Origin of the sequence: Labilithrix luteola, assembly GCF_001263205.1 — a bacterium.
Lineage (GTDB): Bacteria > Myxococcota_A > Polyangia > Polyangiales > Polyangiaceae > Labilithrix > Labilithrix luteola.
Genome location: NZ_CP012333.1, coordinates 10,141,013 through 10,162,904 on the forward strand (window position 1 = coordinate 10,141,013; position 21,892 = coordinate 10,162,904).

Annotated in this window: 15 protein-coding genes; 8 read left to right on the top strand and 7 right to left on the bottom strand. The window is 67.7% G+C overall.

From position 1 onward, the window contains the following. Window positions 1-171 precede the first annotated feature (171 nt). From AKJ09_RS43785 to AKJ09_RS43795, 3 genes are all read left to right on the top strand, one after another. Complete coding sequence (locus AKJ09_RS43785) at window positions 172-1,470, top strand: metallophosphoesterase family protein (RefSeq protein WP_146653801.1); 1,299 nt, start codon at window positions 172-174, stop codon at window positions 1,468-1,470. Window positions 1,471-1,538: 68 nt separating this feature from the next. Further along, a complete protein-coding gene (locus tag AKJ09_RS43790; RefSeq protein ID WP_146653802.1) occupies window positions 1,539-2,060 on the top strand; it encodes a glutaredoxin family protein in 522 nt (173 codons plus the stop codon). A 261-nt stretch (window positions 2,061-2,321) separates the two neighbouring features. After that, a complete protein-coding gene (locus AKJ09_RS43795) occupies window positions 2,322-2,714 on the top strand; it encodes a hypothetical protein (protein WP_146653803.1) in 393 nt (130 codons plus the stop codon). Window positions 2,715-2,744: 30 nt separating this feature from the next. Here AKJ09_RS43795 and AKJ09_RS43800 read toward each other — a convergent pair whose 3' ends face one another. Continuing rightward, on the bottom strand, window positions 2,745-3,110 hold the full coding sequence (locus AKJ09_RS43800) for a YkgJ family cysteine cluster protein (RefSeq protein ID WP_146653804.1): 366 nt from the start codon (window positions 3,108-3,110) through the stop codon (window positions 2,745-2,747). Between the two features lie 62 nt (window positions 3,111-3,172). Next, complete coding sequence (locus tag AKJ09_RS43805; protein WP_146653805.1) at window positions 3,173-6,643, bottom strand: serine/threonine-protein kinase; 3,471 nt, start codon at window positions 6,641-6,643, stop codon at window positions 3,173-3,175. 234 nt (window positions 6,644-6,877) lie between these two features. Between AKJ09_RS43805 and AKJ09_RS43810 the strand changes: the two genes are divergently transcribed. From AKJ09_RS43810 to AKJ09_RS43825, 4 genes are all read left to right on the top strand, one after another. Next, on the top strand, window positions 6,878-8,560 hold the full coding sequence (locus tag AKJ09_RS43810) for an ABC-F family ATP-binding cassette domain-containing protein (RefSeq protein WP_240488828.1): 1,683 nt from the start codon (window positions 6,878-6,880) through the stop codon (window positions 8,558-8,560). Window positions 8,561-8,584: 24 nt separating this feature from the next. Then, on the top strand, window positions 8,585-9,415 hold the full coding sequence (locus tag AKJ09_RS43815; RefSeq protein ID WP_146653806.1) for a class I SAM-dependent methyltransferase: 831 nt from the start codon (window positions 8,585-8,587) through the stop codon (window positions 9,413-9,415). A gap of 140 nt (window positions 9,416-9,555) precedes the next feature. Beyond that, the gene (locus AKJ09_RS43820) at window positions 9,556-10,062 is read left to right on the top strand and encodes an FHA domain-containing protein (protein WP_146653807.1); all 507 of its coding nucleotides are present in this window, start codon (window positions 9,556-9,558) and stop codon (window positions 10,060-10,062) included. Window positions 10,063-10,075: 13 nt separating this feature from the next. Further along, window positions 10,076-11,962: a serine/threonine-protein kinase gene (locus tag AKJ09_RS43825; RefSeq protein WP_146653808.1), complete on the top strand. Its 1,887-nt coding sequence runs from the start codon at window positions 10,076-10,078 to the stop codon at window positions 11,960-11,962. A gap of 8 nt (window positions 11,963-11,970) precedes the next feature. On the opposite strand, the gene AKJ09_RS43830 is transcribed toward AKJ09_RS43825, so the two are convergent. Then, the gene (locus AKJ09_RS43830) at window positions 11,971-13,026 is read right to left on the bottom strand and encodes a metallophosphoesterase (protein WP_146653809.1); all 1,056 of its coding nucleotides are present in this window, start codon (window positions 13,024-13,026) and stop codon (window positions 11,971-11,973) included. 45 nt (window positions 13,027-13,071) lie between these two features. Between AKJ09_RS43830 and AKJ09_RS43835 the strand changes: the two genes are divergently transcribed. Next, the gene (locus tag AKJ09_RS43835; protein ID WP_146653810.1) at window positions 13,072-14,829 is read left to right on the top strand and encodes a protein kinase domain-containing protein; all 1,758 of its coding nucleotides are present in this window, start codon (window positions 13,072-13,074) and stop codon (window positions 14,827-14,829) included. A 9-nt stretch (window positions 14,830-14,838) separates the two neighbouring features. Here AKJ09_RS43835 and AKJ09_RS43840 read toward each other — a convergent pair whose 3' ends face one another. The 4 genes from AKJ09_RS43840 to AKJ09_RS43855 all read right to left on the bottom strand — a co-directional run bounded on the left by AKJ09_RS43840 (window position 14,839) and on the right by AKJ09_RS43855 (window position 21,809). Next, the gene (locus tag AKJ09_RS43840; protein ID WP_146653811.1) at window positions 14,839-15,912 is read right to left on the bottom strand and encodes a type IV pilus twitching motility protein PilT; all 1,074 of its coding nucleotides are present in this window, start codon (window positions 15,910-15,912) and stop codon (window positions 14,839-14,841) included. After that, window positions 15,912-18,185 (bottom strand): ATPase, T2SS/T4P/T4SS family, encoded by a 2,274-nt coding sequence (locus AKJ09_RS43845; protein WP_146653812.1) that lies wholly within the window; start codon window positions 18,183-18,185, stop codon window positions 15,912-15,914. Before AKJ09_RS43845 ends, AKJ09_RS43840 begins: the two co-directional genes overlap by 1 nt. A gap of 194 nt (window positions 18,186-18,379) precedes the next feature. Beyond that, a complete protein-coding gene (eno, locus tag AKJ09_RS43850; RefSeq protein ID WP_146653813.1) occupies window positions 18,380-19,663 on the bottom strand; it encodes a phosphopyruvate hydratase in 1,284 nt (427 codons plus the stop codon). Between the two features lie 58 nt (window positions 19,664-19,721). After that, window positions 19,722-21,809 carry an ATP-dependent DNA helicase gene (locus tag AKJ09_RS43855; RefSeq protein ID WP_146653814.1) on the bottom strand — a complete coding sequence of 696 codons (2,088 nt, stop codon included), beginning with the start codon at window positions 21,807-21,809 and terminating at the stop codon, window positions 19,722-19,724. Window positions 21,810-21,892: the final 83 nt, after the last annotated feature.

Sequence of the window (21,892 nt, forward strand, 5' to 3'; positions counted from 1 at the left end):
TGACGCGCCTCGCCGCGGCGAACGGCAAGGCGCTGAGAAGAACCGCGCGGTCGATCTCGAACAGCTCGATGACGGCGGGTTCCATTTCGACGGATCGACACTGCCGTCTCATTCCGTCTCAGGGCTCGCATTCCCGCGCGAGGGCCCAGGCCTACTGCTAACAGTGCCCACGTGAGCTCGCTTCCTCGACTCGGGATTCTCGTGGCCCTGGCCATCCTCGGTCCGGTCTCGATCGCACTCGCCGCTCCGGCATGTTCGTCGTCGAACGATCCCGCGGCTGCCGACCCGACGACGACCGACGACGAGACCGACTCCGGCGACGTTCCCCCGCCCTGCCCCGCGAACGGCGTCAGCAAAGGGCCGTGGTCGATGGCGATGACGCGAACGTCGGGCCGCATCCGTTGGGAGTCGTGCCGCGCAGGCTCGGAGGGCGGCCTCGTGCTCACGCCCGAAGGCGGTGGCGCCGAGCAGACGCTGACCAGCACGGAGACGATGAAGGACCTCACCGTGCGCCACACGGCCGTCCTCGGACCTCAGCGCTCCCCGGACGACTGGCCGGGGCCGGCCTGGATGCACGAAGTCGTGCTCGAGAGCCTCCCGGTGGGCACTTGCTACCAGTACGCGCTCGCCGCGGATCGCTCGCTCACGGGCCGCTTCTGCACCTCGCGCCCGGACGGGGCCGACGTGCATTTCGTCGCCATCGGCGACACGAATCCTCTGCTTGGTGAGATCGTCCCGAAGCTGATCGCGAAGGTGGTGCCGCTCGCGCCGGACTTCCTCGTCCACGGCGGCGACATCCAGTACTACGAGTCGGCGTTCGAGACCTGGACGGGCTGGTTTCCTCTGATGCGCCCCTTGCTCGCCCTCGGCGCGCTGCAGCCGGCGCTCGGCAACCACGAACACGAAACGCCCGACGAGCTCGACGACTACTCGAACCGCTTCTTCGGGTACCCGAACTTCGGCGGAGAGCTGACCTACTATCGCTACGAGTCGGCGGGCATCTGGTTCCACGTGCTCGACACCGAGCAGGCCGTGGAGCCCGAGACGACGCAGGGCAAGTGGCTCCTCGCCGGGCTCGAGGAGGTCAGCAAGAAGCCGGGCTTCCGGTTCTCCGTGCTCGTGATGCACCGCCCCTTCGTCACCTGCGGAGACAACGCACAGAACCAGGCGGCACGCACGGGCTATGCGTCGGCGCTTGCACAATACAAGGTTCCGCTCGTCCTCCAAGCCCACATCCACGGCTACGAACGCTTCGAGATCGACGGCGTGACCTACATCACGACCGGCGGGGGCGGCGGCCTCATCGGCGACATGGACGAGAACATCTCGCGGGACGAGTGCGCCATGCGCAAGTCCTCCGGTGGCTTCGTCCACGCGCTCGACGTCACCGTGTCCGGCGGTTCCATCCACGCCCGCGCCATCGACGCGAACGGTACCGAGCGCGACTCGTTCGCCATCACCGTGCCCTGAGGGGCTCTTCGCGCAATCTTGCTCGCGGGACTTGATTCCGAGGCGCGGCAGACGACAATCCGCCCGCCATGCTCGACCGCGTCCGTACCTCGCTCCACTCGGTGATCACCTCCTCCAAGGGCGACGGCTTCGTCGGCCTTCGCGTCCCGAGGGATCTCGCGCGCCGAATGAACATGATGCTCGGCGAGCCGCTTTGCTCGGAGACCGAAATGGTGCGCCGCCGCAATGCGCGCGCGAAGCTCGCGAGCCTGCGGAGTGGCACGGCCACCTCTTCGAGCCCTGCGCCCGACGCCAAGCCCGAGGCCAAGCTCGAGGCCGCGCCTGTCATGATCTACTTCGAGAAAGATCGCGGCGCCCGCCTCCTCGCGCGCATCCAGGAAATGCTCGACGCCAAGGGTATCCGCTACACGTTGCTCGACGTCGCTGGCGACGCGGTGACCAAGGATTTCGTGATGCGCGAAGCCAAGTGCAAGGAAGACGAGCTGCCCGTCGTCTTCATCGCGGGTGCTCCGGTCGGCGGCTACAACGAGCTCGTCGAGTGGGACGTCGCCGGCAAGCTCACGAAGGCGATCGATCCCTCGTCGACCTGAACGTCAGCATCACCACGCGCGCGATCGCGTGGTGTGCGCTTCCATGCGTTGAGGTCCCCAGGCATCAACTCCCGCGCGACTCGACCGCGCGGACGAGCGCGTCCGTCTCTCCATTGCGTCTCTCTTCGGGCCGTTGTCATCGAGCGCGAAGAATCCGGCCCTACAAGGACATCAAGTCAGCGAGCGAATTTGCTCGACTGAGCATCGACATGACCAGGCGGAGCGATCGTGCGCCCGCCGGCCAACGACGGAGAGACTCCGATGATGAGCGGCCTTGCGCCCGCCCAATCCGAACCCCGATCCCGGTTCTGGGCGAGCACCTCGGGATCGACCTGGATCGAACCACGCGACGTCGACTCGACGACGCAGAACGTGCTGCTCGAAAACGTGGGGCTCACGTTCAACGTGACCGCGCCCGACGGCGGACACCGCGAGCGCCTGGCTCACTGCTTCGAGATGCGCTTCGGCGCGATCGACCCGCGGGTTCTGCAAGCCACGGGCTTCGATGGCCCCGGCCCGCGCTTCGACGACGTGTTCGCACGGTTCTGGACGGAGCGATACCCGGGCGTCGCGCTCACGAGCGACACGAAGCTCTTCGTGGCGATCTTCGTCGACGCCGACCACTCGACGCAGCTCCCCACCATTACGCAGTGACCTCGGGCGTCAGGGAAACCCTGACCCCAATCACGGCAATCGCGTGAACTCGACGCTCGTACCGAGGTGACCGAGACGACGCGCCTCGAGACACGCGGGTGAGCCGACATCGACGATGCGGCAGTCCTCGGGGCGATGCTCGTAGATCGCGCACGGATACAGGCCGGGCTGGGACACGTCGAGCCCACCGCAACGCTCGCCTTCATTCTTGATGAAGCGGAAGTACGGGGGGCGCGTGTCGAGCTCCGTGTAGAGCTCGAGCCTGCGCTTGCCCATGCGTTCCTCGTCGGGCTCGAGCAGGTGCACGGTGCGCGGGCCGTGATGGCAACACCGGCCGCAAGCCACGCAATCTCCGCCGTTCGGATCCGGCGTTCCACTGATCGGCTCGAGGCCCATGGGTGCTTCCTACCCCGATGCGCCCGGCTTTTCCACGCGTTCCGAGGCCGGAGGCGCGGACCTCACTCAGCGCGGTTACCGCCGAGCGAGACGGGCCAGCGCGCTTCTTCGACCATCGAGGCCACCGCTCGGATGTCATTGCGGAGCTCTTCGGCCGTCGGGCGATGACGCGGATCGCGCCGAAGCGTGGGCACGAGCACTTCGGCGAGTGGACCGACCTCGGGGTTCGCGATGAGCGAACGCATCGGGAGGGGCGCGCCGTCGTGCGAGACGTGCATCGTGATCTGGGTCACCTCGTTCGGCGCGTCGAAGAGGACTTTGCCGGTCAGCATCTCGAAGGCGAGACAGCCGAACGAATAGATGTCCGCAGCCATCGGCGACGGCACGACGTTGTCGGGAACGACCCCCCAGACCTCGGGTGACCCGTACGGACCAGTGCCGCAGCCCGGACGGATCTTGCGCCCGGCGAGCCCGAAGTCCACGAGGACGGCCTGCTCGCCGCGACGAAGGAGGACGTTCGACGGCTTGAGGTCGAGGTGACCGAGCCCGACGGAGTGCATCGCCACGAGGCCGGCCAGCACGTCGTCGAGCGCCTTGAGGCACCGCTTCATGTCGAACGTGCGCGACCCAATCACGCGCTCGAGCGTCACGCCCTCGACGAGCTCCATGACCAGGATCGGCAGCGGTCGCGCCGCCAGGTCGAACGTGACGAAGCGCGCGAGATTGACGTGGTTCGGCAGCATGATGAGCGCCGAAGCCTCCTCGCGGAACAGCTTGAGGAACTCGTCTTGCGAGACCGAACGCGCCGCCGTTGCCGTGTAGTCGGGCACCTTCAGGGCGAAACGCTCCGCCCCCTGCTCGTGCCGATCTTCGACGCGATTCACGACGAACACCGACGCGGTGCCGCCCACGCCGAGGGCGCGCACGACGTAGAACCCGCCGATCGTACGACGCGCCGGAAGCCACGCCGGCAGCTGTTCGCCCACCATCATGGCCACGCCGGCGCGCGAAGGACGCTCGATGGGGAGCTCGACGAGCGACCAGAGAATGCTCGCCACGAGACGCGCGATGCCGACCGGCAAGCCCGTCATGAGCTCGTCGATCGCCGGCCCGAGCGCCTCCTCGACGAGCGAGAGCTCCGCGCCTGCGAGCACCCGCGAGACAACCATGCTGAGGAGCTTCGGCTGCGGCGGCGAGAGCGCCATCGTCGGAAGCTCGGGGTCGAGCCGCCCGCGCGCGCCCACGCTCATCTGCACGAGGGCCGAGGCCCAGGTCTCCACGTTGCCGAGCACGTCGGGATCGGAGGCGTCGGAGGTCGCGAGCGCACGAAGCGAGCCCGCATGCACGATCGACACGAGCGCCGCGTGCAGGCGGACGAACACGGTACGCAGGGCTTCGCTTCGCGCCGATGCCTCCGGCGCGAGCTCGTTCGCCAGCTCCTCGAATGCCTTGAGCCGCTGCTCGGTGGGTGAGCCCGGTGGAGGCGCGATGGACGGGGGATAGACCGAGTCCTTCGGATCGGAGGGCTTCTTCGCGATCGGCTTCTGCCCGTCGGTTTCACGCAGGAACTGCGCATAGCGCACGAGCACGTGGCGCAGATCGGGGTCCATCGACGCTTCGGCGAGCGTGTCGAACTCCTCGGTGGTCTTGATGCGCTGCGCGAGAACCAGGAGCGCATCGACCACGTCGCACACGCCGAGCCGTACGAGCGCGTCGAGCGCACGCGCGAGGGCCGCCAGGAGGGTTCGCTTGAGGACGGGTGCGGGCTGCTGGTCGAAATGCTCGAGCAGCGCTTTGACGGTGCGCAGCCAGAGAGCGCGAAGTCGTTTCGCGCGCTGAACGTCGGCCCCCTCCCCGCTTTCGCCGCGCGGCCGAGACACCGGCTCGGACATGGTGGCGCCTTCGCCGAGATCGCCATCGACGAGATGCAGGAGCGCACGCAGGCGCCTGAGGCGCAGCGTGGCGTGCCGCGGGTTCATGCCGGGCGCGGAGACCTCATCGGGCGTCTCGCAGGCCACGATCCACTCGGCGAGGCGCTCACGAATCGCATCGAGTGCATCTTCGACGCCGCGCACCTGCTCGGTGGAACCTCCGAGCTTGAGCAAGTCGGCCACGATGGGCCTCTCGAGCAGCGCCGCGTCGAGATCGCGGAGAACGGCCATCGACGTTCGCCGCGCCATCGACCCGGTGCGCCCTTCGGCATCGTCGTCTCGGGCGACCGCCGCGAGCGCATCCATACCGCCGCGCGCGGCCATCACGGTGTCGCGTGCCCGGGTGTAGGCACCAAGCGCGCCCTCGGTGGCAAACGCATCGAGCGCCATCGATGCCTGGACGCGGAGCGGCTCGTCTTCTCGCCGGCTCCCTTCGAGGTCGCGCGCAATCTCGTGATGGAGGGCATCCGCGCCGTCGTCTCCACCGCGCGGCTTCGCCTTCTCGGACCGAACGAGCTCGAGCGCCTTCGCCGCCGCGCGCTCCACGGCCCTGGATGCGCCGTATTCGAAACGCAGCTCGCCAATGGCCTCACCGACCTCCGGCGTGGCGACCGAGAGCAGCAGATCGAGGAGCTTGGTCGCCGCCTCCGGCTCGGCCTCGATGGCCCGCGGAATTCCCCACACGAAGGCCGACGCGCTCGCCGGATCTTCGAGCGTGAAGAATCCGCGCTTCACGAGGCCTTGCATGATCTTCAACGCTTCGCCCGGCTGGACCGCCGCGAGCGCCGCCAGCGACGCGGTTGCACGACGCCACTCGGTGGGGCTCAAGGCTTCGCGCAAACCATCGAGAATCTGTTGCTTCAGCTCCGGCATCCACGGGGCACAAAGCCCTCGCGCGACGGCCACGTAGCGCCACACGAGCGACTCGCGATCGGCGAGCAAGCGCACGTAGGCACCGCGCACGGTGTCCGATGCGAAGGCACGAAGCGCGTGGGCGTCGCCCATCTGCGCGCGGCGCGCGGCTTCACGAGCAGCGCGTTCGAGGATCTTCGCCGCCAATCGGCGCGCGGGAAGCGAACGCGTCGACGGCGTCGCCACCCATTCGCGCGCATACTCACGACGGCTGACGAGCGCGAGGGCGAGCGGCCCGTCGGCGATGCCGTGACTGACCGGCAGCTCGCAGACGAGGGCGACGCGCGCACGAATCGCGGGGCTCGACAGGCCCTTGCCCGCGGTCTGCGCCATGATGGTGGCCATCGCGGTGAAGGTCTCGGCGTTCGCAGCGAGCATGCGCGACAGAACGCGACGCCCCAGCTCGCGTTGCTCCGAGCCGACCGGCAGCGCCGCGGCGAGTGAGTAGAGCGCAACGCCCGCCGCTTGCGGCGCGAGCCAGTCGAGATCGTCGACGAGGCCGCCCTCGAGAGCGACCTGCACGCCCTTCAGAAGGACGTCCGGATGGAGCCCTTCGAGCGGACCGGGCCCGCCGTCCGCACTCGTACGGGAGAGAGCAGCCATCGCCTGGCGCCAGAGCACCCGCCGATCGTTCGGGGTGGCACTCGCAAGTTCCAGGAGGCTGGCGACGTAGAAGGAAGGATCTTTCAACGGCCTTCTGTCGACCAGACTACTTGGCTTCGGAGCCCGCGAGCAAAAAGAGGCCCAACCCGAATACGCGGCTGTTTTCCCGTCATCCGGCCCACACTGTACGTCTCAGCCTTCGGTGAGAACTTCGATAGGCGCTTCCCGATGACCCGGCGCCGGACGGACGCCCTCTACCCCTGAGCTTGCGGCGGGAATGGTGCCCTGACGCGTTGCTGCATTCCGTGGTAAGGACGGCCCGTGATCGTCCTCGATAAAGTCACCAAGCGATTCGGTCCGAAGATCCTCTTCGAGAACGTCTCGATGCAATTCGACCCCGCCAAGCGCTACGGCCTGACGGGGGCCAACGGCGCCGGTAAGTCGACCCTCCTCAAGATGCTGGAGGGGAACGAGGACACCGATACGGGATCGATCACGATCCCTGGTAACCTCCGCCTTGGCGTCCTCAAGCAGAACCACTTCGAGTACGATCAGGAGCGCATCCTCGACACCGTCATCATGGGGAACAAGACCCTGTGGGACGCGATGCAGGAGAAAGAGCGACTCTATGCCGCCGAGATGACCGACGCCGTCGGCATCCGCCTCGGTGAGCTCGAGGGCACGATCGGCGAAGAGAACGGCTACATGGCCGAGAGCGAGGCCGCCGAGCTTCTCGTCGGTCTCGGCATCCCGACCGACAAGCACGAGTCGAAGATGAACTCGCTGGCGGGCGGCTACAAGCTGCGCGTCCTCATCGCGCAGGTTCTCTTCGGCAAGCCCGACGTTCTGCTCCTCGACGAGCCGACCAACCACCTCGACCTCGAGTCGATCCGGTGGCTCGAGCACTTCCTCACCCAGGAGTTCAGGGGCACGCTCGTCGTCGTCAGCCACGACCGCCACTTCCTCAACGAGGTCGTGACGCACATCGCGGACGTCGACTACGGCACCGTGACGGTCTACACCGGCAACTACGCCGACTTCGTCGACGCGAAGTACGAGAACAACCAGCGCGCCGCCGCCCAGGCTGCCACCGCGAAGAAGAAGGTCGCCGAGCTCCAGGAGTTCGTGCAGCGCTTCGGTTCGCACGCCAGCAAGAGCAAGCAGGCGCAGTCGCGCGTGAAGCAGATCGACAAGCTGAAGGAAGAGATCGAATCGCGCGGCCCCAAGCGCTCGAGCCTCGTTCGCCCCTTCATCCGCTTCGAGTTCGACAAGCCGTCGGGCCGCGACGTCGTCCGCCTCGAAGGCATCTCCAAGACGTTCCACGACGACAAGGGCAAGGAGATCGTCGTTTACGACAACGTGTCGTTCAACGTGAACCGCGGCGACAAGATCGCCGTCACGGGTCCGAACGGCATCGGCAAGTCGACGCTGCTCAAGCTCATCGTCGGTGGCTTTGCCGGCCTCGACGAGGACACGAAGCACGACGGCCTGCAGTCCGAGACCGGTGAAATTCGCTGGGGCCACGAGACGTCGGTCGGCTACTTCGCGCAGGACACGCACGAAGCGCTGAACCGCACGGCGGCCGGCATGAACGCGTTCCAGTGGCTCTACCAGTGGGACAAGCTTCGTCCGCAGGAGGAAGTCCGCGGCACGCTCGGCAAGCTTCTCTTCAGCGGCGAAGCCGGCCTCAAGCAAGCGGCGACGATGTCGGGCGGCGAATGCGCGCGTCTGCTCCTCGCGAAGCTCGTGCTCCTCAAGCACAACGTCCTCATCCTCGACGAGCCGACCAACCACCTCGACATCGAGTCGATCGAAGGTCTCCTCGACGGCCTCAAGGGCTTCAACGGCACGATCATCTTCGTGTCGCACGACCGCCACGTCGTCAGCGAGCTCGCCACGCGCATCGTGGAGCTCCGCCCGAAGGGCAACGGCAAGGGCGCCGAGATCGTCGACTTCGGCGGCACCTACGACGAGTTCCTCGAGCGCGAGGGACGCGACAAGTGAAGCCGCGCCGAGAGCGGTGACCGCGTGAGTACGGATCCGAAGACCTACTGGAACGGCCCCGTGGGCGAGCGCTGGACGAGCCTCGCTCACGTGCTGGAGAAGGTCTTCGGTCCCTTGCGTGAGGCCGCTCTCGATCTCGCGGCCGCACGCCCCGGCGAGCACGTGCTCGACGTCGGCTGCGGCTGCGGAGGCACGACGCTCACGCTCGCCAAGGCCGTCGGAAAGGCCGGGCACGTGCTGGGCGTCGACATCTCGGCGCCCATGCTCGCGCGCGCCAAAGAACGCATCGAAGCCGCCGGCGTCGCCGCAGCCGTCGAGCTCGACGACGCCGCGACGACGCGCTTCGACCCCACGTTCGACCTCCTGCACTCGGCGTTCGGAACGATGTTCTTTCCGGATCCGCACGCGGCGTTCCGGAACCTTGCCACCGCACTCAAGCCCGGTGGGCGCGTCGCGTTCATCTGCTGGCGAGCCCTCGCCGAGAACGCCGGCATGAGCGCTCCCCTCGCCGCGGCGAAGCCGTTTCTGCCGCCGATGGAGCCGCCGGTGCCCGGTGCGCCGGGCCCCTTTGCGTTTGCCGACCCCGATCGCCTGAAGCGCATTCTCGAAGGCGCGGGCTTCACGGACGTCGTGATCTCCCCGCTCGATCGGAACATCTCGCTCGGTGACACGCTCGACGAAGCGGTCGAGTTCTCGCTCGAGACCGGTCCCACGTCGCATGCCCTTCGCGCCGCTCCGGAGGTGCCCCGCGAGCCCGTGGCCGCGGCCGTCCGCGAAGCCCTTCGACCGTATGCGAGCGCGGCCGATGGCGTGAGTGTGCCGACGGCTACCTGGCTCGTTTCCGCGAAGCGCTGACGCGTTCATCCGAGCTTCATCCGGGCCGTAGAGGCGCAGCGCGTCACCCTTACGCCATCGAAGTGAGAGCATCTCGCTCCCGCCGCGGGGCCTTGGTTGCGTCGTTGGTCGTGGTGTAACCTCCGGTAGAGCTCCGGATCATGCTCCACGCGTACATCGCCCGAGCGCACTCGTTGTCCGAGACGGAATTCGTCCAGGCGTACCCTGATCCCGTTCTCGTCTTCGTTCCTTCGGACGCCGACGACGAACAGAGGCGAGCCTTCCGCACGCGCATGGCGCCTCAGGTGGCGGGGCCCACCACGCTGCCCCGATCGGCGGACCGACTCGAGCTCCTGCCGATTCGCAAGCGGCCCGGCGGTATCTACCCCGACAACATCAGCGTTGGCCGCACGCGCGCGACGGACCTACACCTGTCGCATCCGCAGGTCTCGAAGATGCACGGCTACTTCAACAAGGACGAGAGCGGTGCCTGGGCCTTCACCGACACGGGGGCAACGAACGGAACGTTCGTCAACGGCCTCCGAATTGCGCAGAAGACGCGCGTCGAGCTCGGTGAGCGAGCGCAAATCTCGTTCGGCTCCTACGAGTGCATGTTCCTCATGGGCAAGGCACTGCGCATCTTCTTGACGGGATTCCCAGCGGAATAGCCGTGCCGGAATCATGACGTCACGCGAAGCGACGACGGAGACGCGAGGCGCGGAGACCCGAACGATCGCGGGCTATCGACTGCTCTTGCGGCTCGGAACGGGGAGCTTCAGCGAGGTCTGGGAGGGTTGCCACGAGGTCTCGAACGAGCGCGCGGCCATCAAGGTCCTGCACAAGACCGCGAGCCCGGCGGCGCGCGCTCAGTTCGTCAAGGAGACGCGAACCCTTGCACGCCTATGGCACGAGCACATCGCCTCGGCCTTCGCCTTCGGCGACGACTACATCGTCTCGGCGCTCATCGAGGGCACGGACCTCGAGCAGCGCCTGCAGACGCCCATCGAACCCCGTCTCGCGATCCGCATCACGGTCCAGGTGGGCTCGGCGCTCGACTACGCACACTCGAACGACGTCGTCCATCGTGACGTCAAGCCGAGCAACATCCTCGTCGACACGAACGACAACGCCTTCCTCGCCGACTTCGGGCTCGCCACGCTCGAGGGCGACGAGGCCCTGCGTGGCGCTGGAACGATCGAGTACATGCCGCCCGAACAGGCGGCCAAGGCCCCTCCCCATCCGTCGATGGATCAGTACGCGCTCGCGCGGACGCTGCTCCAGATGCTCACCGGGCGCACGCTCCCGCCGATCGGGGAAGATGCGTTTCGCGACTGGCCGAGCGCGCTCCCGAACGCCCTGCGCGACGTCCTCGCGCGAGCGCTGGCGGAGAACCCGAAAGAACGTTTTTCACGCGTGTCGGACTTCGTCGATGCGCTCGGCGCGATCGACTTGTCGGCCTATCCAGCGCCGACGGTGATCGCCGAACCGCTCCGCCGCTCCGAGCCGTTCGCGTGGGTGACGGCCGCGTCGTCCGTCGTCGATCACTCGGCCCTGATCAAGGAGGCGCGGTTTTCGCTCGTCGACGTCGTCGAACGCAGCGGAATCGACGCGGAGCGCACGGAGGCCTTTCGACGGGTTTCCGGCTACGAAAACCTAGGCTGGTCGCTGTTCACGCGAACGGATCGCCTGGGCACGCCCACCACGCCCGAAGCGCTCGCGCGTGCTCGCGGTCTCGTCGTCATGCTTCCGGGCATGATGTATTCGCGTCGCTCCTGGTCGCACATCGCACGCGCCGTGCTCCGCGATCGTGCTCAAACGGCAGTCCTGACCGCGGAGTTTCTCGGCTTCCAGGAGAGCAGGTACCAAGAGAATCCGCCGGGCACCGCGTATCGCACGCCGAGACAGCAGATGAGTGGAATCCTGGCGTGGCTCGAGCTGCTCGGCGTGCGGCCGATCCCGACCACCATCGTCGGCCATTCGATTCTCACCGTACCGCTCCTGTCGATGACGGACGACGAGCTCGGGCCGACCACGAACCGCCTCGCGGTCACGCCCATCGTCGCGTTCGCGAATCGCCAGTGGCAGTTCGATACGCTCGGCGTATCGGTCCTCGAGAAGCACGCAAAGCTCCTCGAGTGGGCCGTCAGACCGATCGTATCGAGCAAGATTCAGAACGCCGTCGAGGCGCTCGATCCCCGCTGGCAAGTCGACGCACTGGCCAACGTGAAGGTCTATCCCTTCGCAACGCTCGGAGCCTTCGCCCGCTACTGGCGCAAGGCCCCCACCGTCGCCGGCGAAGACATGCGCCGCTGCAAGTGGCTCTGCGGAACCGAAGACCCGACGGTACCACTCGACGCGGTGGCTCGCGCTCAGCGGGAGTCGGGCTTCGACCAGGCGAACCTGCACTGGTCAATCAACCGTGGGCACTACCCTCACCTTCCACGCGCCGACGAACCGGAAGCGTCGGTCCGCAACGTGGATCAGATCGTTCGACTGATTGGCGCGCTCCAGCGAGACGTCGACGACGGCTCGTCCGCCGTCACGAGCGGCACCGAGATCTCGTCCTAGGACGACGGTCAGCTTCCCTTGAGGACGTTGACCGTGTCGCCCTTGATCTCGAGTACCTCGACGGAGCCACCGAAGAAGCGCGACATGCCCACGTCGATGCGCCAAGCCTTGCCCTCGCAGGCCTGGCTGATGCCACCGCGCTGCACGGTGTGCCCCATCACCATGCGCTTCGCGTCGAGGCTCTTCAGCGTTTCGCCGAGCATCGCGCACTCCTCGCGGCCCGGCGCTGCGGAATACATGCGCGTCCAGAGCGGGCCGTCTTCGGAGACGAGCGCGCGCGGCGGCGTCGGATCCTTGCCGAGCAGCCACTGCTTCGCGTTCTCGTTGATCTTGTCGAGCCCGAGCGCAACGTGCTTCGGCAAGACACCACCGTGGACGAAGACGGTGCCGCCCACCTGGGCCACCACGGGCCGTCGCGAGAGCATCGTCGCATAGGCCCCACCGGGGGCGAATGCATAGGCGCGACTTCGTGAACGCGCCTCCATCCCCGCGAGCGCCGTCGACACCTGCGGATTCGGAGCCTGTGAGCCGTCGAACGACGTGAACGCGCCGTCCGTGACGTAGCGGAAGTCGAACTGCACGTTCATGATCTCGTGGTTGCCGACGAGGGCCACGACGGCGCCACCTGCCTTCTCGGCGTCACCCTTGAGCTTCTCGACCCAGTCGAGGATCTTGCGATCGTCGTCGCCACGATCGATCTCGTCACCCGTTTGGACGACGACGAGCTTGCCGCCGATCCATTCGTCCTTGGCGTCGGTCGCTCCGGCAAGGCGGAACGCCTTTCGCGCGGCCTCGAAGTCGCCGTGGAGATCGCCGATGGCGACGATGCGCTCGGGCGCGGGCACGGCCCCCGCGAAAGGTACGGAAGGCGGCGCAGCTGCCGCCTTCGCAGGCAGGTTCGCCGCGTTCGATGCGCTCGCCGGGGGCTTGGGGGGCGGGGCGGGCGTGGGCTCCGGAGGTCGGGAACGCTCGCACGCCGCAAGCGCGGGCACAAGAACCGCGAGAAAAAGCGCAGGGGCGAGACGACAAAGCCCAGGCGCGAGCGAACGGCGAGTGGAACTCACGGCGACACTCTATCCCCGAAGGACGGGTATACTGGCAAATCTGGGATGAAAGATGCGCGCAGCGCGGCGCCTGAACGCCGCCGTACCGATACGCTCGTCGTGCCGGGCCCTCTTGCGCCTGCGAAGACGGCGTTCGGAGCTGCTGCGGACTCCCAACCACCGCTTCCGACGATCACGACAGGCTCGGGCACGGCTGACGGCGCACCGCGCGAGCGCATCGTGGCATCGACGGCAACGGTGGACTCGCTCCTCGGCGAGGTGAAGAAGCCCTCGCACGAACGACTAGCCATCCAGGAGCGCGTCGCCGCCGGTGGCATGGGCACCATCGAAGTCGCCGTCGACCGCGCCCTCGATCGGCGCATCGCCATCAAGACCCTGCACCCGCACTTGCGCGGCACGGACTCCGCCGTGCGGATGTTCCTGCGCGAAGCTCGCCTCACGGCGCTTCTCGATCACCCGCACATCGTGCCGGTCTACGACATCGGCGAGAGCAGCCCCGATCATCTCTACTTCGCGATGAAGCTCATCGAAGGGCAGCCGCTCGGTGCGCTCATTCGCGCGCTCCCGAAGGGCCCCATCGACACGGCGACCCTCTACTCACTGCTCGACGTCGTCACCAAGGTCTGTAACGCATTGGCGTTCGCCCATAGCCGCGGCGTCATCCACTGCGACGTCAAGCCGGCAAACGTCATGGTCGGCGAGTTCGGGCAGGTTTACCTCACCGATTGGGGCATCGCCCGCCTCGTGTCCACCGAGATGTCGCCCGCGTCGACGTCGAGCGCTGGACACGCCACGAGCGAGCGCGCGCCGGCCTCCATCGACGAGGTTGCCCGCATGCCCATCTCGTCGACGGGCAACACCGTCATCGGAACGCCAGGCTACATGTCCCCCGAGCAAGCGCGCGGCGATCGCGCCTCGCTCGACACTCGCTCCGACGTCTTCCTCGTGGGAGCCATGCTCTACGAGATCGTCACGCGAAGGCCGCCCTATGCGAGCGTCGATCGCCTCGAGACGCTGCGCCTCGCCGCGCTGGGGACGTTCCCCCCGCCTCGCGCTGTGGTGGGCGAAGGCGCCGTCCCTCCCGAGCTCGAACGGATCATCCTCCGTGCGATGGCCGCGGAGCCTGCCGAGCGGTATCCGAGCATCGCCGCGCTGCGCGCCGACCTCGTCCGGTTCATGCGCGGCGGTGCCGATTTTCCGCAGCAAACATTCGTTGCGGGCGAAGAGATCGTCCGCGAAGGCGAGCACGGACACGCCGCCTACATCGTCGTGAGTGGGCGCTGCGACGTCGTCCGAAGCTCGCCGCAAGGGCGCGAGGTCGTCAGCTCGATGGGCCCCGGTGACGTCTTTGGGGAAATGACCATCCTCACCGAAGGGCCACGCACGGCCACCGTCGTCGCTGCGGAGGAGACGACGGTCCTCGTGGTGACGTCGGAGATCCTCGAGCAGGAGGTCGCGGCCCTCAAACCTTGGATGGCGACGCTCCTCAAGTCCCTCGCCGTTCGTTTTCGCGAGGTCGATACGAAGAGCCGAGCCGCGACGCCTTCGCGCGGCCATTCGCCCTCGCGAATCGCGCGTCAGGTGCTCATGCAGCTCGTGACCTGGGGTGAAGTCGGAGGCTCGCCCTCGTCGCGGACAATGAGGTGGAGCGACCTCGTGAACGAGCTCGAGGCCCTCGGGATCGCGTCGAGCGCGGTCCTCGAGATCGCCAGCCCCTACGGCATCGTCGTGGACGCCAGCGCGGACCGCATCACCGTCGCCGACACGGCAGCGCTCGCCGCACGCCTCGCGGACGAGCGCTAGAGCGCCGCTCTAGTTGGTCGACGCGGGCGGGCGCCCGACGAGCCGCGCGAACGCTTCCTTGTCGAACGCCTCTTCGAGCGCCGCCTCGAACGTGATGCGTCCTTGCGCGACGAGCCTCTCGAGCGCGGTATCGATGGTCTGCATGCCTTGCGCGTGGCTCGCTTCCATCAGGGCAGCGAGCTCTCCGAAGCGCCCCTCCTGGAGCAACTCGCGCGCGGGCGGCCCGACGAGCACGGCGTGTGCCGGCACGCGGCTCTTTCCGTCCGCCGTCCGCACGAGCCGCCGCGTCACCATCACCGCGAGCGTCGACGCGAGGCCCTTGCGCAAGGACGCGGACTCCTCGGCCGTCGTGCCACTCGCGAGCTGACGCAGCGCCGTCACCGTATCGCTCGCGCGAACGCTGGCGACGACGAGAATGCCCGACGCGGCCAAGTCGAACGCGGCCCTTGCGGCATCGACCGAGGTGAGCTCAGAAACGACGACGACATCGGCATTTTCGCGAAGCGCTCCGCGCAAAGCGGCGGCTTGCGAAAGAACGTGCGTGTCCAGCTCGCGCTGCGTGATCTGCGCGCGTGCGGCCGTGTGGACGAACTCGATGGGGCGCTCCACGGTGAGGACGTGACACGCACGCGTTCGATTGACGAGCTCGACGAGCGCGGCGAGCAGCGTGGACTTGCCCGTCCGCGGACCGCCCGCGAGAAGGACGAGCCCCGACCGGCGTGAGACGGCTCGCGCGAGAGCGTCCGGACATGCCAGGTCGTCGAGCTTCGTCGGCATTCGCGGAACATGACGGAAGACGGCGCCGATGCCGCCCGAACGCCGGAAAACGCTGGCGCGAAACCGCCCCGCTTCCTTGTGGGGAATGGCGAACTCGACACCGAGCTCGGCGTCCAACCGTTCGCGCTCGGCTGGGCCGAGAAGCTCGAAGACCAGCGCCTCGACCTCGTTCGGCTCGAGCGCGGAATCACCGAGAGGCACGAGCTCGCCCTGGACGCGCACCATCGGCATGCTTCCGCCGCCGAGGTGCAGGTCGGTTCCTCCGCGCTGCAGGACTTCGTCGAAAAACAGGTCGATCTTGGGCATCAGCCCATCCTCTCGAGCCCCGACGCGGCCTCGGGCGACTCATCGGGAAGAATCGCGAACGCACGGGCGGCCTCGAGCGAGACCTTCTTTGCGCGAACGAGCTCGGTAAGCGACTCTTCGAGCTTCGGCACGAACGCCGATCGACCTCGAGACTCGAGACTCGCGATGCGCGCCGTCTCTCCACTGCGCACGAGCTGATACAGCGCCATCGAGGACGGGAGAACCTCGATCGCCACGTGCATCCTCGTGCGCTCGATTCCGGGCACGAGACGCTGGCCGACGACGAGGCGAAGCGTGCCGGCGAGCCGCGCGCGCGCCTCGGCGCGCTCCTCGACGGGGAAGTAGTCGACGATACGGTCGACGGCGGCGCCCGCGTCGAGGCAGGTCACCGTCGCCAGGACCAGTGTGCCGTTGTCAGCGGCAGCGATCGCATGACGAGCCGATGCGAGGTCGGAGATCTCGCCCAGCGCGAGAACGTCGACGTCTTCGTGGAGCGACGCCGCGAGCGCCGCCGCCCGCGAGCGTGCGTGCGTGGACACTTCACGCTGGGTCACGATCGAACGCTTACCCGAATGCACGAACTCGATCGGGTCTTCGATGGTGAGGATGTGCCGCGCGCTCTCTCGATTCAGCACGTCGACGAGCGATGCAACCGTGGTCGTCTTGCCGTGGCCGACCGGTCCGGTCACGAGCACGAGGCCACGGTGCAGCCGCGCGAGGCTCGCAAGCGCTTCGGGCAAGCCGAGCGCGGCGAGCGAAGGCACCTCACGAGGCACGATTCGCATCGTGATCTTGAACCCGCCGCGGTGCTTGGAAACGTGCACGCGGAAACGCCCATGCGGCGCACGCTCGAGCGCGAACTGGCAGCAGCCTTCGAGATCGAGCTGCCCGCGCGCGGCGGCGGGAACGAGGTCGCGGGTGAGCCGCTCCACGTGTTCGGTCGTGATGGTACGCGTACGCGGAACCAGATCGCCGCCGAGCCGCAGGAGCAGTGGCCGGCCCGAGACGATATGGAGATCGCTGGCGCCCGCACCCACGGCGAGCGCGAGGAAGGAATCGAGCGGCCCGTCGCCACGCGGCCGGTCGTTCTCGGGAATCTCCGCGGGCGAGCGAACGCCGCTCGACTCGACCCCTTCGGGCGGTGGCGAGCCCTTCAGCGACTGGGTGATCTCCACGTCCGCGCCATCGCCGTCACCAGGCTCGACGTCGACGCGCGGGACGGGCGCCGACACCGCACGCACCGCCGACGGCGGCTGCTCGATATCCGATGCGCTCGGGGCAGCCTTCCGCGCGGGCTTGGGCTTCGGATCCGAGGAGGGAGCCGAAGGCACCGACGCAAGCGGTGCGGGCGGATGGGTCGGAGCAGCTGGAAGCAGCGACGGCGACACCGGCGGCGACACCGGCGGCGCCGCTGTCTGCAGCGTCGGTTCGTCGTCGTCGTCTTCCTCCCATTCGTCGGCCGCAGGCATCGCATCGGCCGGCGCGTCGGGCATGGGCGGCACCGGAACAGTGTTGTAGTGCGGCGGCGGAGGATCGGTCGTCGCTTCCGAACCGTCGTCGTCGAGAGCGTCGAGCTCCTCTAGGGGAATGTCGACGAACGAAACTTCGACCACCTCGGGCTCGCGCGATTCGACGGCGATCGGCGTCAGCGGCGCGGCCGACGGCTCCGTGGCTTTCGTTCGCGCGAGGACGACCGGCTCGCCCGTCCCGGGCTGGGTCTGCATGATCGACGCGTTCGCACGCGCCGCGAGCCTGGCGGCGGTGGCTGCATCACTCTCGGTCCGCGCAGGCGGAGGCCCGTCCTGCGTCGGCATCGGCGGACGCATGGGCGGCAGCTTCGAAATGTCGAACGGCGTCGGCTCCGCCTTCGCGGGCGCCGGCTTCGGCGTCTCCACCTTCACGGGCGCGGGCTTCGGCGCCTCGACGCTCGGCGTGAGTGGTTCGGCCTTCGGCTGAGAGCGGACCGGATCGCGTCGCGCGACGGTAAAGCGCGCCTGCACCACGTCCTGGCGCACGATCGCCGCGACCGAGATCACGCCCACGCCATCGAGGCGCGTGGTCCACTGTGCGGGCTTGTCCGTGAGCGAGTCGACGTGGCGACTTCCGCCCATGACGACGAGCATCCGCAGCACGGCTTCCGTGGTCGGCGCCTCGTCGTCCACCGGCTCGAACTTGCCGCCGATATTCACGCTCGGCAGCCGGTTCGTCACGAGCCCGAACTCGACGACTTCCGGGCGCGCGAGGTTCTTGAGCAGTTCCTCGATCGATTTCATCGCGCGGGCGTCGACCGCCCAAGCGACAGACTACAACGGCAATTCGCTACGGCCGAAGCAAGTAAGCGCAGTGAAAGGAATCCAGCCCGGCTGGACGCCGAAACTGCGATCCTCCGCCGAGAAACGGCCTGTCGAGCAGGGGCGCCTACACGCCCCCGCACGACGGCACATCCATCACGACGTACGAGAAACGATCAGGCGCCGGGGCGCGTGAACGGACGCTTGCCCGCGTAGACGGCGCCGGTGCCGAGCTCGAACGCGATGCGAAGGAGCTGGTTGTACTTCGCGACGCGATCCGAGCGCGAGAGGCTGCCCGTCTTGATCTGGCCGGCGTTCGTGCCGACGGCGAGGTCGGCGATGAACGTGTCTTCGGTCTCACCCGAGCGGTGGCTGATGATGCTGCGGTAGCCGGCTTCCGTCGCCATGCGGATGGCATCGAAGGTCTCGGTGAGCGTGCCGATCTGATTCAGCTTGATCAGGATCGCGTTGGCGTAGCCGCCGTCGATACCGCGCTTGAGGCGCTCGACGTTCGTGACGAAGAGGTCGTCGCCGACGAGCTGCACCTTCTTGCCGATCTTGTCGGTGAGGAGCTTCCAGGTGTCCCAGTCGTCTTCCGCGCAGCCGTCTTCGATCGAGAGGATCGGGTACTTCTCGCAGAGCTTCTCGTACGTCGCGACGAGCTCCGCACCACTGAGCGGCTTCTTGTCGAACGTGTACTTTCCAGCCTTCTTGTCGAAGAACTCACTCGCCGCGCAGTCGAGCGCGAGATAGACGTCCTTGCCGGGCTTGTAGCCGGAGTCCTCGATCGCCTTCACGAGCGCCGAGATCGCCTCTTCGTTCGAGCCGAGGCGCGGAGCGAAACCACCTTCGTCGCCGACGGCGGTGGTGAGGCCCTTGTCCTTCAGGTTCTTCTTGAGCGTGGCGAAGATCTCGGCGCCGGCGCGGAGCGCCTCGGCGAACGAGCTCGCGCCCGCGGGGACGATCATGAACTCCTGAATCTCGAGCCCGTTGTCCGCGTGAGCCCCGCCGTTGACCACGTTCATGAGGGGCGTGGGAAGCACGCGCGCGTTCGCACCACCGAGGTAGCGCCAGAGCGGGATACCGACGGTGTCTGCAGCTGCGCGAGCGACGGCCATCGAGACGCCGAGGATGGCGTTCGCGCCGACCTTGCCCTTGCTGGGCGTACCGTCTGCTTCGCAGAGCACGCGGTCGACTTCGGCTTGGTCGAGGGCGTCGAGGCCGATGACGCTCGGGCCGAGCGTCTGCAGGACGTTCTCGACGGCCTTCTGCACGCCCTTGCCGCCGAAGCGCTTCTTGTCTCCGTCGCGCAGCTCGATGGCTTCGTGCTCGCCCGTGGAGGCGCCGCTGGGAACGGCAGCCCGGCCGTGACCATTCGTCGTCTGGACTTCGACTTCGACGGTGGGGTTGCCTCGCGAATCCAGGATTTCGCGGGCGATGACGGCGGTGATCTCGCTCATGGCACGGTCCCTTCCGATGTGTTGGGGCCGCCTGCGTAGCACAGTAAGGAGCTCGCCGTCACACCCCTTCGGGCACGGGCTCGAAGAGCTCGTCCTCTTCGCCGTCGAGGTCCTGCCAGAACGACCGCACTTGCTCGACGGTCCGGACGCGTCGCGCTGTCGGCAAGCTGCCGAGCAGCACGCGACCGTAGCCACGTCGTGCAGCTCTGCGATCGAGGAGCGCAACCACGCCTGAGTCTCGCTTCGTGCGAATGAGTCGACCGAAGCCTTGCTTGAGCGTGATCGCAGCGCTCGGCACGGAGTACTGCGTGAACGGGTTTCCGCCTTCGGCTTCGATGCGCGCCGAGCGCGCTGCCACGACCGGATCGCTCGGCACGGCGAACGGAATCTTGTCGATCACCACGAGACGAAGCGCGCGTCCCGGGACGTCGACGCCTTCCCAGAAGCTCATCGTCGCGACGAGCGTTGCCGATCCGGACGCGCGGAAGCGCTCGAGCAGCACGTGCTTCGGCGCATCGCCCTGCACGTAGAGCGGGCCTGGAACACGTCCGTGGAGCTCCTCGTGGATGCGGCGCATCGCACGGTTGCTCGTACAGAGCACGAACGCGCCGCCGCCTGTGATCGCGGCGAGCTCGGCGACGCGGTTCGCGCAGGCTTCTTCGAAGCCGGCTTCCGTTGGCTCCGGCAGATCTTCGGCGACGTAGAAGGCCGCGCGCTTCTCGAAGTCGAACGGCGACGGCACGACAAGCTCCTCCGACTCGGGGAGCGCACCGAGCCGGCTCTTGGCGAAGTGGAAGCTCGGACCTGCGTGCGTCGACGTCGCCAGCGTGGCGCTCGTGCACACGACGCTCGGCACGCGCTCGAACAGGCGCTCGCGCAAGGTGGGACCGAGATCGACGGGACTTGCGCCGAGCGACACCGAACGTTCGCGCGCGTCGATCCAGACGACGCCCCCGGAGAAGCCTTCCGTGGCCTTCTGGAGCGCCCCCGCGAGCGGCTCGTCCGGCTCCCAATGCCGTTCCTCCTCACGCGACGTGGCGTGGATGCGCGCGAGGTCGACACGCAGATCGCCGGCGCGTCGAGCCAGCACGCTCACGGCATCGTCCCGCTCGTGAGCTTCGGCGAACGCGGCGACCGCCGAGAGAACGGTGTCGAGACGACCGACGGCGTCACGACGCTCGGACGTCCAGTCGGTCGCATTGAGGAGGCGCTTGCTCTCCTCGCCTCCTCCGCTGCCGTTGCGTCGGCGGACGGCGGCCGGCGCACCGGCCTTTTGCCAGGCTTGGAAGAACACTCGACCGGCGAACTCGAGGTCGTCGACGAGGGCCATCGACCGGGAGTCGAGGAGCTTGGCGGCCATGACTGCACGCCGTGCGTCACGGACGAGCGCATCGAGTCGCGAGGTGGAGATGCGCACGCCGAAGAAGTCCGTGGCGACGGACTCGATCTGGTGTGCCTCGTCGAAAATCACCGCGTCGTAGGCCGGAATCGCGCCGCCGTAGCCCGCGTTCTTGCCGGTTCGGAGCGCGAGATCGGCGAAGAACAGGTGATGATTGACGACGACGATGTTCGCCTCGTCCGCCTCGCGCCGCATGCGGGTGACGAAGCACTCGTCGTAATACTTGCAACCTGCACCTACGCGCGTCTCGGTGGACGAGGCCACGTCGCGCCAGGCGGGCGAGTTCTCTTCGAGCATGGTGAGCTCGGCGCGATCGCCCGAACGCGTTTCGAGGGCCCATCGCTCCACCTGGGCGAGCTGAGCCGAGACGGGCTCGCCGCTGCGGAGGCGCTCGTCGAAGCGTCGTTTGCAGAGGTAGTTCGAGAGCCCCTTCATCAGGGTCGCGCGGAACTCGATGCCGTGCTCGGCGAGCACCTCGCGGACGAGCGGCAGGTCCTTTTCGAAGATCTGCTCCTGGAGCGCGTGGGTGGCGGTCGAGATCACGACCTTGCGCTGGCTGAGCACGGCGGGGAGCAGATAGGCGAGCGTCTTGCCGGTGCCGGTGCCGGCCTCCACGAACAGGTGGGAGTCATTCCCGAGAGCGCGCTCGACGGCCCTTGCCATCGCGAGCTGCCCTTCGCGGAGCTCGTAACCCTCGAGACGACGGGCGAGCGGCGAGGACGGGCCGAGCACGTCGTCAATCGACATCGCCCGCTGGTCTAGCCAATGGGAGCCGAGGCGTCGAGCGCCTTCTCCCGCCCAAAACCAGCGGTTTTCCCGGGGCCCCGGCG

Bases quoted from the DNA above. Each gene is read 5' to 3' on its own strand.
- AKJ09_RS43790 (WP_146653802.1), top strand. From the start codon at position 1,539: ATGCTCGACCGCGTCCGTACCTCGCTCCACTCGGTGATCACCTCCTCC.
- AKJ09_RS43795 (WP_146653803.1), top strand. From the start codon at position 2,322: ATGATGAGCGGCCTTGCGCCCGCCCAATCCGAACCCCGATCCCGGTTC.
- AKJ09_RS43800 (WP_146653804.1), bottom strand. From the start codon at position 3,110: ATGGGCCTCGAGCCGATCAGTGGAACGCCGGATCCGAACGGCGGAGAT.
- AKJ09_RS43820 (WP_146653807.1), top strand. From the start codon at position 9,556: ATGCTCCACGCGTACATCGCCCGAGCGCACTCGTTGTCCGAGACGGAA.
- AKJ09_RS43825 (WP_146653808.1), top strand. From the start codon at position 10,076: ATGACGTCACGCGAAGCGACGACGGAGACGCGAGGCGCGGAGACCCGA.
- AKJ09_RS43835 (WP_146653810.1), top strand. From the start codon at position 13,072: ATGAAAGATGCGCGCAGCGCGGCGCCTGAACGCCGCCGTACCGATACG.
- AKJ09_RS43840 (WP_146653811.1), bottom strand. From the start codon at position 15,912: ATGCCCAAGATCGACCTGTTTTTCGACGAAGTCCTGCAGCGCGGAGGA.
- AKJ09_RS43845 (WP_146653812.1), bottom strand. From the start codon at position 18,185: ATGAAATCGATCGAGGAACTGCTCAAGAACCTCGCGCGCCCGGAAGTC.
- eno (WP_146653813.1), bottom strand. From the start codon at position 19,663: ATGAGCGAGATCACCGCCGTCATCGCCCGCGAAATCCTGGATTCGCGA.
- AKJ09_RS43855 (WP_146653814.1), bottom strand. From the start codon at position 21,809: ATGTCGATTGACGACGTGCTCGGCCCGTCCTCGCCGCTCGCCCGTCGT.